Source organism: Pseudomonas sp. Eth.TT006 (assembly GCF_054456575.1).
The window spans coordinates 124688-138396 of record NZ_JBTJEN010000014.1; the positions used below are offsets into that span (position 1 = coordinate 124688).

General features: G+C 59.9%; 11 protein-coding genes. 2 read left to right on the forward strand and 9 right to left on the reverse strand.

Going from position 1 to position 13709, the window contains the following annotated elements; genetic code table 11:
* Positions 1-131 precede the first annotated feature (131 nt).
* Entirely contained in the window at positions 132-572 is a 441-nt protein-coding gene (locus ACXR0M_RS21320) for a pilin (protein ID WP_458833723.1), read from the forward strand.
* Between the two features lie 299 nt (positions 573-871).
* On the forward strand, positions 872-1228 hold the full coding sequence (locus tag ACXR0M_RS21325) for a BON domain-containing protein (protein WP_458833724.1): 357 nt from the start codon (positions 872-874) through the stop codon (positions 1226-1228).
* Between the two features lie 285 nt (positions 1229-1513).
* Here the strand turns inward: ACXR0M_RS21325 and ACXR0M_RS21330 are convergent, their stop codons facing one another.
* The 9 genes from ACXR0M_RS21330 to panB all read right to left on the reverse strand — a co-directional run bounded on the left by ACXR0M_RS21330 (position 1514) and on the right by panB (position 13347).
* Positions 1514-1810 carry a DUF2845 domain-containing protein gene (locus ACXR0M_RS21330; RefSeq protein ID WP_458833756.1) on the reverse strand — a complete coding sequence of 99 codons (297 nt, stop codon included), beginning with the start codon at positions 1808-1810 and terminating at the stop codon, positions 1514-1516.
* Positions 1810-4758 carry a DUF748 domain-containing protein gene (locus ACXR0M_RS21335; RefSeq protein WP_458833725.1) on the reverse strand — a complete coding sequence of 983 codons (2949 nt, stop codon included), beginning with the start codon at positions 4756-4758 and terminating at the stop codon, positions 1810-1812. The genes ACXR0M_RS21330 and ACXR0M_RS21335 overlap by 1 nt, the downstream gene beginning before the upstream one ends.
* A gap of 221 nt (positions 4759-4979) precedes the next feature.
* Complete coding sequence (locus ACXR0M_RS21340; RefSeq protein ID WP_458833726.1) at positions 4980-5996, reverse strand: class I SAM-dependent rRNA methyltransferase; 1017 nt, start codon at positions 5994-5996, stop codon at positions 4980-4982.
* A 131-nt stretch (positions 5997-6127) separates the two neighbouring features.
* The gene (locus tag ACXR0M_RS21345) at positions 6128-7000 is read right to left on the reverse strand and encodes an oxygenase MpaB family protein (protein ID WP_458833727.1); all 873 of its coding nucleotides are present in this window, start codon (positions 6998-7000) and stop codon (positions 6128-6130) included.
* Between the two features lie 50 nt (positions 7001-7050).
* On the reverse strand, positions 7051-8988 hold the full coding sequence (acs, locus tag ACXR0M_RS21350) for an acetate--CoA ligase (protein ID WP_458833728.1): 1938 nt from the start codon (positions 8986-8988) through the stop codon (positions 7051-7053).
* A gap of 229 nt (positions 8989-9217) precedes the next feature.
* A complete protein-coding gene (gene pgi, locus ACXR0M_RS21355; RefSeq protein ID WP_458833729.1) occupies positions 9218-10882 on the reverse strand; it encodes a glucose-6-phosphate isomerase in 1665 nt (554 codons plus the stop codon).
* Between the two features lie 229 nt (positions 10883-11111).
* Entirely contained in the window at positions 11112-11492 is a 381-nt protein-coding gene (gene panD / locus ACXR0M_RS21360) for an aspartate 1-decarboxylase (RefSeq protein WP_458833730.1), read from the reverse strand.
* A gap of 197 nt (positions 11493-11689) precedes the next feature.
* Positions 11690-12550, reverse strand: a complete 861-nt coding sequence (gene panC, locus ACXR0M_RS21365) for a pantoate--beta-alanine ligase (protein ID WP_458833731.1) — start codon at positions 12548-12550, stop codon at positions 11690-11692.
* Positions 12547-13347: a 3-methyl-2-oxobutanoate hydroxymethyltransferase gene (gene panB, locus ACXR0M_RS21370; protein WP_458833732.1), complete on the reverse strand. Its 801-nt coding sequence runs from the start codon at positions 13345-13347 to the stop codon at positions 12547-12549. The genes panC and panB overlap by 4 nt, the downstream gene beginning before the upstream one ends.
* Between the last annotated feature and the right edge of the window lie 362 nt (positions 13348-13709).

Genomic DNA, 13709 nt, shown 5'->3' on the forward strand with positions numbered 1-13709 from the left:
GCGGTTGTCGGTTGTAGGAAAGACCGTTGCATCGCGCACATCCCGAGTATTCGGGGCATGACACGGTTGGCATGGGCTATGCTGAGCCCATCTCAGATCATGAGATTCCGACTCATGCATGGAGCGTGTCTATGAAAAAACAACAAGGTTTCACTCTGATCGAGCTGCTGATCGTGGTGGCGATCATCGGGATCCTGGCGACCATTGCCTTGCCGCAATACACCAAGTACCAGGCAAGGGCGAAAGTGACTGCCGGGCTGGCGGAGATTACCGCCCTTAAACTGCCGTTCGAAGACACCATCAATCAAGGTACTGATCCGACGTTGCTGTTGGTGGCAGGCAGTGCCACGTATACCACCACCAACTGCGGCACCGTAGCAGCGTCCGGTACGGCGTCGACTGGCGCAGGAACCATCGTGTGCACCTTGGCCAACGCCCCGGCTCCGGTGCTGGGTAAAACCATCACTCTGACTCGTTCGTCCGGCACCGGCTCGGCTGCTGGTGTCTGGAGCTGCGCTTCAACGGTGAATGCCGATTACGCACCTAAGGGTTGCCCTGGCAGCGGTACCTGATTGAGCCTTTAAGCGTTACGAGATGCCCCGCCATGCGGGGCATTTTTTTTGCTTTCGACGCGCAAAAAAAGCTTCAATAATTTCAGCGTGTTAGGAACTTTGCAAAAAACTGCAACTTGCATGTCGTTTATGCGTGGGTCATGCAAATTGCATGATTTCGAAAATATGTAAAATTTACAACTTATTGATTTATAAAGATTTATTGTCTTTTAAAAAGTTGGCACAGCGTTCGCAATATCTCCAGTAACCCTGCTGAGAAGATAACCAGCAGATTTTCCCGAAAAACAGGAGTTACTCGTATGAAGAAGTTCGCTATCACTGCCGCTGCTGCTACCGCGCTGACCCTGACCATGGCTTCCGGTGCGTTTGCACAAACCACCCAGACCTCCCAGGCTCCAATGACTCTGGCTGCCGGTGAAGTCACCAAGGCTAAAGAAGCTACTTCCGATACCTGGATCACTACCAAAGTCAAAAGCGACCTGGTAACCGAAAAAGGCATTCCAGGTACCGATATCAAAGTTGAAACCAACAAAGGTGTTGTGTCCCTGTCTTCTGACGTTGCGATCACCGAAGCTCAGAAAACCACCGCTGTGAACATCACCAAGAAAATCAAAGGCGTCAAAGCGGTATCCGCTGACGGCCTGAAAGCCGAGTAAGGCATGACTTCTCGCCTGGACCGGGAGAAGACGCGACAGACGGGCCGAGTCATACGTCTGCCGCAACTTTAGAGTTCATGCGAACGGTCACACGGAAGTGACCATTACAGGCCCCGGCAGTTGTGTCGGGGCCTGTTCTATTTCAGGGACGAAAGAATCAACGCGCACCCCAAAACAATTGTGGGAGCGGGCTTGCTCGCGAAAGCGTCAGGTCAGTCAAATCCGTTGTGACTAGCCTACCGCTTTCGCGAGCAAGCCCGCTCCCACATGGGTAAGTGATTTGAGTCAGTTACCGCGTTTGCTGTTGATCTGCCGCAGGCGATTGCCTTCGAAACGCAGGTACTGGTACATGCCGTTGCTTGGGCCGTAGGTCCATTCCTCGACCTGAAACTCTTCGCGGCGGTTGGCGCTGCGCTTGTAGCCGAGGACATCGCGGCCAACCGGTTCGCCACACTTCTGCAGCACTTCGCTGGCGCGGTCGCCGAGGCTGACCAGTTGGCTGCCACAGCGCAGCGTGTCAGAGGCGAGGGCAGGGCTGGTAGCGAGTACCAGCGTCATTGCAAGCAGCCACGTGCTTCTCATCATTCGGCGTCCAGGTGCATTTGCGTCACGACCCGGCCATCGCTTTCGGCTTCACCAAGATTGGCATCGATGAAGTACACCCGGTCATCGGCCAGTTGGCCCTTGTCGACCAGATAGTCCTTGATGCTGCTGGCGCGCTCCTGACCCAACTGGCGCAGCAGCACATCGCTGGCACTCCAGAACTTGATGATCCCTTCACGCATTTTTGCCGTGCGCTCTTCCTTGCCCAGATCCTTCCATTCGGCTGGAGGCTGGGTTTTCAGGCGGGTACGGTAGATGCCTTCGAGCAGCGGAGCTTTCTCGCTTTCCGGCACCTGCAGCAGCGAGGCTTGCGCCGGCACCTTGTCGCCGCGGCGCTGCAGCATCTTGTAGTAGTTGTATTGGTATTCGCGCTCCAGACGTTGCTGGGCCAGCAACGGTCCGTCGCTGCTTTGCGCGGCAGTGCCTTCGATTTCCAGACGCAGGGCCGGACGCTCTTTCAGGGCTTTGGACAGTTTGTCGAGAGCTGACTCGGCCTCCTTGCTGAGGTCACTGGAGCCTGCTGCAAAAGACACGGTGCCGAGGTCTTCGGAGCCGCCACCACTGATCAATCCGCCAATCATCTTGAACGGTGCGGCGGCGGCTTTGACGATCAGGTTGCGCAGGGTCTGCCAGACAATCGGCATCACGCTGAACTGTGGATTGTTGAGGTCGCCGGTGACCGGCAGTTCGATGGAAATCTTGCCATCGACGTCTTTAAGCAGAGCAATCGCCAGTTTCAGCGGCAGGCTCACGGCGTCCGGGCTGTCGACTTTCTCACCGAGTTGCAGCTGTTCGACCACCACCTTGTTTTCAGCCTTCAACTGGCCTTTGGTGATCAGATAATGCAGGTCGAGATTGAGACGGCCCTTGCGGATGCGGTAACCGGCGAACTTGCCGGAGTACGGGGTCAGGGTGGTCAGTTCGACGCGTTTGAAACTGGTGGCGATGTCGAGGCTGGCCATCGGGTCGAACGGGTTGACCGCACCTTTGATGGTCACTGGTGCATAGCGATCGACCTTGCCTTTGATATCGACGCTGGCCGGTTTCGCCTGACGACTGTCGATGGTACCGATTTCGCCGTTGAGCTGTTGAATCGCCGTGGCGAAGTTTGGGGTCAGGCTGAAGTCGGCGAAGTTGGCCGAGCCATCGTTAATCGCAATCGCGCCGATGTGAATGCCCAGCGGCTTGTCCTTGCTCGCCGGTTTCGCTGCGGCCGGTTTCGCACTGTTGTCGGCGGGCTGCGGGATCAGCAGGTCGTCGATGTTGGTGGTGCGGTCATCGTTGATCATGAACCGCGCGTACGGCTGGAACAGGTTGACCTTGTCGATCGACAGACTGTCGCCGTGTTGATAATTCAAGCCTTCCACCACCACCTGCTGCCACTTGAGGAAGTCGCGGGTTTTCAGGGTGTCGAGGGTGTGCAACTGATCGACCTGCGCGCGCCCGGTGACGCTGAGCGCCAGTGGCTCGGTGCTCTTCAGATTGACCTTGAGGTCGCTGCCGAGCATGCCACTGCGCAGTTCCAGGCGAATGAACGGATTGATGTAGGACTGCGCGACACGCAGGTCGATGTCCTGAGTCTTCACGTTGAGCTGGGCGGTGACCGGGGCGAGGTTGACCACGCCGTCGGCGTTGATCTTGCCTTGTTTGCCCAGACCACCGTCGAGTTTGACCTTGAAGGGTGAACCGTTGAGGCTGTCGAAATCCTGCAGATCGATGTTCAGCGGCGTGACATCCAGGGCCACCGGCGGCTTCGCCGAGCGGTCAGCCAGATGCACCGTATAATTGCGTAACTGCACGTCTTTGAGCAGCACTTGCCATGGCTTGCTCGGCGCTGGCGGAGTTTTCGGCGAGTCGGCGGCGGCCGGCGTACTGGCAGGTTCTGCGGCTGCCTTGGCCGCTGGTTTGGAAGGTTGGCTGGCGAACAATTTCTGCCAGTCCAGTTGACCATCGGCTTCGAGCGCGGCCCAGGTTTCCAGTTTGTTGCTGCGGATCTTGCCGACCACTACTTGCTGTTTGGCCAGATCCAGCGTGGTTTCGCTGACGTCAAGGCGTTCAAGTTTTGCCAGCGGACGTCCGTCCGGCGCCTTGATCGCGAACGGCGCAACGCTCACCGCGACGTTGTTCAGCAACAGTTCGGTTTCTTTCGACAGATTGAGTTTGTATTCGGTGCTGAGGTTGACCACACCGTCTTCGAGCACCAGCGGCACGGCGTCACGCACGTAGGGCCAGAACGACTTCATCTTGCCGTCGGTGATTTTCAACGTGCCTTCGGAAATGAACGGAATCAGGCTGAAATTGCCTTTCCAGTCGATCTGCCCACCGGCCGGGCCGGCAGCCACCAGGGTCATATCGGCATTGTCTTCGGGCAGTGTGCTGAGGTTTTTCAGTTCGAAGTCGAGCTTGTCGTAAAGGAACTCGATCGGCTCGCTTGGCCGGGCATCCTCGAAATGCACATTGCCGCCGGCCAGCTGGATGCGGTCGATGCGCAGCGGGAACGGTTTGGCATTCGGGTCGGCCGGGGTCGGTTCGCTGGCGGGGAGTTTGAACAGACCGAGCAAATTGAGCTGACCGTCCTTGGCGAAGAGTATTTCGCTCTTCGGCTTGTCCAGTTCGACATCGGCCAGGTGCAGCGCCTTGGTCCACAGGCTGTCGATTTGCAGATTGGCGTATAGCCGCTCGAAGCCGACCTGTTCTTTGCCGGGCTCGCCGATGACCAACCCCCACAGGGTGACTTCAAGGCTGAACGGATTGAGTTCGATACGCTGGAGATGCGCAGGCACCGTGGCGTAGTTGGCCAGTTGCTGGTTGGCAATGCGCAGGGCAATCCCGGGCAAAATCAGAAACCCCAGCAGGCTGTACAGAGCCAGAGCAGTCAACAGGGCGCCAATCGCGCGAATCAATCCTTTGGGCATGTGCGGCTTCATCTGTCTGAATCGGAGTGCCTTGGAGTATGGCACGCCATTCTGGTTCCGAAGTACAACGTGGGCTGCAGGATTGTTCAGATTATTTTGCAGGATCGCAAAACTCTGTGGGAGCGGGCTTGCTCGCGAATGCGGCTTGTCAGTCAACCTCTTTGTTAACTGATGCACCGCATTCGCGAGCAAGCCCGCTCCCACATTGGACAGTTGTCAGCCGCAGAGCAGGGTTACAGCTGCAGAATTAAGGTTTTCAGCGGTGGCTGTTGATCTTGCGACGGGAAGTCGGCACCTGGGGTCATCACGCTCCACTCGCGCACCGGGCGCCCGGCTTTCTCGGCGCAGCGCAGGACCTGGCCGCGCCAGTCGTCCATGCTGACTTTCGCCAGGTTGTTGCAGCAGATCAGCACGCCATTTTCGGCGGTGGTCAGCAGGGCCGGTTTGAGCAGGCTCTGATAGTCGCGCAGCAGGTCGACAGTACCGAACGCGCTCTTGGCCCAGGCGGGCGGATCGAGCAGCACCAGATCGTATTGACGCTGTTCGAGGCGCTGATAGCTCGGCAGTTTCTGCCCGCGCCGTTGGCTGATCGGCAGGCCGGCCAGTTGGCGGATCGCCGGGAAATAATCCGACTGGATGAATTGCATCTCGGGCAGCTGCGGATTGAGCAAACCGTTTTCGCGGCCCACCGCCAGATTGCCTTCAGCGAAGTCGAGGTTGCACACCTCACGCGCACCACCAGCCGCCGCGCTGAGGCCAACGCCGCAGGTGTAGGCGAACAGGTTGAGCACGCTCTTGCCCTTGGCGTGATCCTTGACCCAGCCGCGGGTGTTGCGCAGGTCGAGGAACAACAACGGATCCTGCCCGGCATGCCGCCCGCGCACCCGGTAATTCAGCCCCCATTCATGGCCAACCAGATCGGCCAGCGCCGCGTCGTCGGCCTTGTACACGCTGTCCTCGCGATCGATCCGCGAGTTGCCTCGTGAGCGGTCGTTGTAAACCAGCAGCGTTTCAAAGCCCAGCGTCTGATTGACCATGGCGTGCAGTTGCAGCAGGTCGTCACGTTCCAGTGTCTTGTGAAAACTCTGCACCAGCAGTTGCGGACCGTAGCGGTCGATGGTCAGCCCGCCGGCGCCTTCCTGGCTGCCGTGGAACAGCCGGTAGCAGTCGGTGCCTTGGCTGTGCAGTACCGCGAGCAGGTCCTGGCGTTGATCGAGGGCGGCGCGCAGCGCCTGATTCAAGGAAGACATGCGGGCGCCTTGCTGGTGAGAATGGGGGCGCGGGAGTTTAGCAGTTACTGAGCTCCAAGCTTCAAGCTTCAAGCTTCAAGCTAAAATCTTGCAGCTTGCAGCTTGCAGCTTGCAGCTTGCAGCTCTGAGCGTCAGCGAAGCAAGCCCATGCGTCTTTGGGCGCGCTGCACCGAGCCATTACGCATCGCCCAGCGCAGCATCGGCGCACTGCGCTTGACGCTGGCACGAATCAGTTGGCGTTGCAGCGGATTCTGCCGCGCATCGAACATGTCACTGGCCCAGTCCGGCAACAGGTCGATACCGGCCTTCATCATCAAGTCGCCAAACGGTCGCGCCAGCACGCTGGGGGCGGGGGCGTCGAGCAGCAGGCGCAGGACTTCACGGCTGCGCTCGTCACACAGCAATTGCCCACGCATGCGTTGCAGATAATCGGCCACGGCCTCGCGGGATTTCGGCACGTCTCGCGCACCAAGGCGTTCGGCGACCACGGCGATTTCCGCGTAGTAACGATCCTGATCCGCCAGCGACAGCTGCGGATTGCGGTACCGCAAATGCGCGGCGAGGAAGTTGCTGACTTCGGCCACATGGACCCAGGTCAGCAAATCCGGATCGCTGGCCGCGTAGGGTCGTCCGTCCGGTGCGGTGCCGACCACTTGCAGGTGAATGGTGCGCACTTTGTCGATCAGCCAGTCCGCGTCGCGGCGCGAACCGAAGGTGGTGCCCGAGACAAACTGACTGGTACGGCGCAAGCGTCCGAGCATGTCCTGGCGGAAATTCGAATGATCCCAGACCCCGGCCAACGCCAGCGGATGCAAAGCTTGCAGCAACAGTGCACTGATCCCGCCGATCAGCATGCTGCTGAAGTCGCCATGCACTTGCCAACTGATCGAGTCAGGGCCGAACAGCCCGGGATCGCCCTTGGGGGTTTCCAGGTCGAGTTGACCCAGCGACAGGCCGGTCAGGCTCATCAGTTGGTTTTCGATACGGCTGCGGATGAATTCCATGACCACTCATTGCGGGGGGACGGCGCGGCCGGTTGACCGCGCCGCCGACGTTACTGATTGAGGCGCTTGTCGATCAGGCCCTGCACCACGCTCGGGTCGGCCAGGGTCGAGGTGTCGCCGAGGCTGTCGAGTTCGTTGCAGGCGATCTTGCGCAAGATGCGCCGCATGATCTTGCCTGAACGGGTTTTCGGCAAGGCCGGCGCCCACTGGATCAGGTCCGGTTTGGCGAAGCTGCCGATTTCCTTGCTGACGTGCGCCAGTAATTCCTTTTTCAGCGCATCGCTCGGTTCGACGCCGTTCATCGGCGTGACGAAGGCATAGATGCCCTGGCCTTTTACGTCGTGCGGGTAACCGACCACGGCGGCTTCGGCGATGCTGTCGTGCAGCACCAGCGCGCTTTCCACCTCGGCCGTACCGATGCGGTGGCCGGAGACGTTGATCACGTCATCGATGCGCCCGGTGATCCAGTAGTCACCGTCCTCATCGCGGCGGGCGCCGTCGCCGGTGAAGTAATAGCCGGGGTAGGGTTTGAAATAGGTGTCGACCATTCGTTGCGGGTCGCCGTAGACGCTGCGGATCTGCGCCGGCCAGCTCGACTTGATCGCCAGCACGCCGCTGCCGGCACCCTTGATTTCCTTGCCCTGCTCGTCGAGCAGCACCGGTTGCACGCCGAACATCGGACGCGTGGCGCAGCCCGGTTTGATCCGCTGGGCGCTGACCAACGGGCTGAGCATGATGCCGCCGGTTTCGGTCTGCCACCAGGTGTCGACGATGGGGCAGCGCTGTTCTCCTACAACATTGAAATACCATTCCCACGCTTCCGGGTTGATCGGCTCCCCGACGCTGCCGAGCAGTCTGAGGCTGGCGCGCGAAGTTTCCTGCAACGGCCCGGCGCCTTCGCGCATCAACGCGCGCAGGGCGGTCGGCGCGGTGTAGAAGATGTTGACGCGGTGCTTGTCGATCACCTGCCAGAAGCGCGAAGTGCTCGGGTAACTCGGCACGCCTTCGAAGATCAGTGTGGTCGCGCCGTTGGCCAGCGGACCGTAGACGATGTAACTGTGCCCGGTGACCCAGCCGACGTCGGCGGTGCACCAGAACACTTCGCCGTCGCGGTAGTCGAGCACGTATTTGAAGGTCATCGCCGCCTGCAGCAAATAGCCGCCGGTGGTGTGCAGCACGCCTTTGGGTTTGCCGGTGCTGCCGGAGGTGTAGAGGATGAACAGCGGATCTTCGGCGTCCATCGGTTCCGGCGGGCAATCGTCGCTGACATCCCGCACCGCCTGGTGGTACCAGAGATCACGGCCCTCGACCCAGTCGACTTGACCCTGGGTGCGTTCGACTACGACGACGGTGCTGACAGCCGGGCAACTTTGCAGCGCCTTGTCGACGTTCTGTTTGAGCGGCACGAATTTGCCGCCGCGCACGCCTTCATCGGCGGTGATCACCGTACGGCAATCGGCATCGAGAATCCGGTCGCGCAAGGAGTCCGGGGAGAAACCGCCGAACACCACCGAATGAATCGCGCCGATCCGCGCGCAGGCGAGCATGGCGTACGCCGCCTCGGGAATCATCGGCATGTAGATGCACACCCGGTCGCCTTTTTTCACGCCACGGCTTTTCAGCACATTGGCCAGGCGGCAGACATGGTGGTGAAGTTTTTTGTAGGTGATCTGCGCCGATTCGGCAGGGTCGTCGCCTTCCCAGAGGATGGCGGTCTGCTCGCCGCGTTGCGCGAGATGGCGGTCGATGCAGTTGTAGCTGACGTTCAGTTGCCCGCCGGCAAACCACGAGGCTTCACCGGTTTTCAGGTCGTAACGCTGCACGGTTTGCCACGGCGTGCTCCAGTCGAGGAAGCGTGTGGCCTGTTCGGCCCAGAAGGTGCTGGGGTGTTCAATCGATTCGCGGTACAGGCGCTGGTAGTCGTCCTGACTCAACTGCGCAGCCCGGCGCACGGCATCGGCTTTGGGGAACGTGCTGATATCGAACATGACGGTTCCTTATTCTTGTTGTGCAACAAGAGGGGAGCTTCACGACCCTTGTAGGAGCTGCCGAAGGCTGCGATCTTTTGACCTTGATCTTAAAAACAGGATCAAAAGATCGCAGCCTTCGGCAGCTCCTGCAGGGGACCGTGTACGCCACCGATTCTGCGATTGCCCGGTGCCGTGGAACTGTCGATGTTGCAAGCTGTAGGGGCAGGCAAACCGCCCCTTCAGCCTATCACCCGCGGTGACGACCGCGGAAGTAGTTGATCAGGCCTTGGGTGGACGCATCGTCAGCGGTGGTTTCATCGCTGCCGACCAGACGGTTGTAAACGCCTTTGCCCAGTTCCTTGCCCAGCTCCACGCCCCATTGGTCGAAGGCGTTGATGCCCCAGACCACGCTCTGCACGAACACTTTGTGTTCATACATGGCGACCAGCGCGCCGAGGCGACGCGGGCTGATGCGTTCGACCACCAGGGTGTTGCTCGGACGGTTGCCCGGGATCACCTTGTGCGGTGCGAGTTTGTGCACCTGCTCTTCGCTCATGCCTTTGTCGCGCAGTTCGGCTTCGGCTTCCGGCAGGGTCTTGCCGAGCATCAGCGCCTGGCTCTGCGACAGGCAGTTGGCGTACAGCCACTGGTGGTGGTCGGACACCGGGTTGAAGCTGACGATCGGCACGATGAAATCGGCCGGAATCAGCTGGGTGCCCTGGTGCAGCAACTGGTGGTAGGCGTGTTGACCGTTGCAGCCGACACCGCCCCAGATTACCGGACCGGTATCGGTCGACACCGAGGTGCCGTCCTGGCGCACGCTCTTGCCGTTGGATTCCATGTCCAGCTGTTGCAAGTGCTTGGTGATGTTGCGCAGGTAGTGGTCGTACGGCAGGATCGCGTGGCTTTGCGCGCCCCAGAAGTTGCCGTACCACACGCCGAGCAAGGCCAGCAGCACCGGCATGTTCTGTTCGAACGGCGCGCTCTGGAAATGCTGGTCCATGGTGTAGGCACCGGACAGCAGTTCCTTGAAGTTGGACATGCCGATGGCCAAGGCAATCGGCAGACCGATGGCTGACCACAGCGAGTAACGGCCGCCAACCCAGTCCCACATCGGGAAGATGTTTTCTTCACGGATACCGAACGCCACTGCTGCGGCGTTGTTGCTCGAAACCGCGATGAAGTGACGATACAGCTCGGCTTCCGAACCACCCTGCGCCAGGTACCAGGCGCGTGCGGCCTGCGCATTCTTCAAGGTTTCGAGGGTGTTGAAGGATTTCGAAGAGACGATGAACAGCGTGGTTTCGGCGCGCAGTTTTTGCGTCAGTTCGTGGAACTCGCTGCCGTCGATGTTCGCCAGGTAATGGCAGCGCACGCCTTTTTGCGCGTAGGACAGCAGCGCTTCGGAGACCAGCTCCGGGCCGAGGAACGAGCCACCGATGCCGATATTCACCACATCGGTGATCGGCTTCTCGGTGTAACCCCGCCACAGGCCATCGTGGATGCGGCCGACCAGATCGGTGATCTGGTTCAAAACCTTGTGCACTTCCGGCATCACGTTGACGCCGTTTACCGACAGCTTGTCGCCCACCGGGCGGCGCAGCGCAGTATGCAGGGCCGGACGGCCTTCGGAGGCGTTGACGATTTCGCCGTCGAACAGCGCTTTGATCGCGCCCTTCAAATCGACTTCATTGGCCAGACCCACCAGCAGGTTGCGGGTCTCGGCGTTGATCAGGTTCTTCGAATAATCGAGAAACAGTCCGCAGCTGCTGAGGCTGAATTGGTTGAAGCGCTGCGGATCGGCGTTGAAGGCTTCGCGCATGCTGAAATCCTGCATGGCCTGGCGGTGATCTTTCAACGCTTGCCAGGCAGGCAGAGCGGTAACGTCGTGAGGAGTGCGGTAGTACGCCATCGCTGCGGTTTTCCTTTTTACTTGAACGGCCTTTTGAACACAGAACAGACCGAAACGCCCGGTTGGGGCGAAGGCCAAATGCGTCGACACGATTTTTCGATGCAGGGCGAATACAGTAAACCTCGCGCTGCGATCTGTCTTGACTTCTTCTGACCTGTTCCCTGTACTTTTTTAACATTGATACCGGGAACAAGCCGACCAACGGAAGGGCAGCGTTGCGTCAAACGGCTCAGGCTACCTGAACCGGAATCGCATTTGTGGTGTGGCTCAGCTCATTGCCCGGCGCCATGTACAGCATGCGTGGCTGGAAATTCAGCAGTTCCGCCTCGCTGTAATGGGCATAGGCGCAGATGATTACCCGGTCGCCGACACTGGCCTTGTGCGCGGCGGCGCCGTTCACCGAAATCATCCGTGAACCTTCCTCACCGCGGATCGCGTAGGTGGTGAAGCGCTCGCCGTTGTCGACGTTGTAGATCTGGATCTGCTCGTACTCACGGATGCCGGACAAGTCCAGCCACTCGCCGTCGATGGCGCAGGAACCTTCGTAATCGAGTACCGCGTGGGTGACTTCGGCGCGATGCAGCTTGGCCTTGAGCATGATGGCGTGCATGAGGGATTTCCCGGGTTGGAAGCGAACGGCTGGCAGTGTGCCCGAAGGCTTTTGAGGCAGCAATAAGGTCGATGTGGACACCAGAAACCAATGTGGGAGCGGGTTTGCTCGCGAAGGCGATCTGTCAGTCGACAACTTGGTCAACTGACAGATCGCCTTCGCGAGCAAGCTCGCTCCCACAGGTTGTCGTTGGTGTCTTAAGCCGGGGTATCGAGATTCAGGTGCAGGTTGTCGATCAACCGGGTGGTACCGAGGAATGCCGCCACCAGAATCACCAGATCGCGGTCTTCGGCCGTGGCCGGACGCAGGGTCAGGGCGTGGCGGATTTCCAGGTAATCCGGACGCAGGCCTGCGGCTTCCAACTGTTGCAACTGGGCGGCGATCAGCGCCGGGTAGTCACGCTCACCTTGTTTGATCGACTCGGCGATCGTGCTCAGGGTGCGGTAGACGATCGGGGCCACGGCACGTTGTTGCTCACTGAGAAAGCCGTTGCGCGACGACAGCGCCAGACCGTCGGCGGCGCGGACGGTCGGCTCGCCGATGATCTGGATCGGCATGTTCAGGTCATGCACCAGCGCGCGGATCACCGCCAGTTGCTGGAAGTCTTTCTGACCGAAGATCGCCAGGTCCGGCTGGACCATGTTGAACAGTTTGCTGACCACCGTCGCCACACCTTCGAAATGCCCCGGACGACTGGCGCCGCACAGGCCTTCGGACAGTTGTGGAACGCTGACCCGGGTCTGTCCGGCCATGCCGTCGGGGTACATTTCTTCGACGGTCGGAGCGAACAGCAAATGGCAGCCGGCCTGCAGCAGCTTTTCCTGATCCGCCGCCAGGGTCCGTGGGTATTTGTCGAGGTCTTCGCCGGCGCCGAACTGCAGCGGATTGACGAAGATGCTCGCGACCACGAAATCCACGCGCTGGCTGGCTTTGGTGATCAGCGCGACGTGACCGCTGTGCAGGTTGCCCATGGTCGGCACGAAGCCGATGCGCTTGCCTTCATTACGGGCGCGGGCCACGGCGGCGCGCAGTTCGCGTACGGTTTTGACGGTGTTCATGCAGAGAATCCGTGTTCGATGCCCGGGAAAGTAACGCCTTTGACTTCATTCACGTAAGCCTTCAGTGCGGCCTGGACGCTGTTCTGGCCCTGCATGAAGTTCTTGACGAATTTCGGCACGCGGCCAGTGATCGACAGACCAAGCATGTCGTGCAGCACCAGCACCTGACCGTCGGTGGCGCTGCCGGCGCCGATGCCGATGACCGGGATCTTCACCGCCTGGCTGATTTCCGCTGCCAGCTCGCTCGGGACGCATTCGAGCAGCAGCATCGCCGCGCCCGCCTGTTCCAGCGAGATCGCGTCGGCACGCATCTGCCGCGCCTGGTTCTCGTTGCGGCCCTGTACTTTATAGCCGCCAAGAATGTTCACCGCCTGCGGAGTCAGGCCCATGTGCGCGCAAACCGGCACACCGCGCTCGGCCAGCAGACGGATCGACTCCGCCAGCCACAGCTGACCTTCAACCTTGACCATGTGCGCACCGGCCTGCATCAGGATGGCGCTGTTGGTCAGGGTTTGCTCGATGGTGGCGTTGGCCATGAAGGGCAGGTCGGCCAGGATCAGCGCATCGCTGTTGCCGCGTTTGACGCAGGCGGTGTGGTAGGCCATTTCTGCGATGGTGACCGGCAGGGTGCTGTCGTGACCTTGCAGAACCATGCCGAGGGAGTCGCCCACCAGCAGCACTTCGACACCAGCCTCGTTGCAGGCGTGGGCGAAGGTCGCGTCATAGCAGGTCAGCATGGTGATCTTTTCACCTTTCTGCTTGAGGCTCTGGAGCGTGGTCAGGGTGATGGCTGGCATGTAAAAAATCCTCGTTCAGGCGCTCTGGAAACTACTGCGAGTAACGCGCGTGATTCTTCGTCTACTCAGGCGCACGGTCTTTTGTCGTGCTTATAAGGCCTGGATTGCGCCCGTATGTGCCGGGTTGGCGGCAGCGGGACGCCTATAGTCGTGATGAGCCAACAGGAAGTCAATTGCGTGTGTTACCGCATTGTTACGAGGGGAGTGTTACCGGCGTTACTGATGCGATTCAGCGGCGCGGCGGGGCTGAATTGCGGGATTTTGTCCGACAATATTCCTGTAGGAGCTGCGGAACGCTGCGATCTTTTGATTTTGCTCTTGTTGCTAAAAAGACAAGATCAAAAGATCGCAGCCTTCGGCAG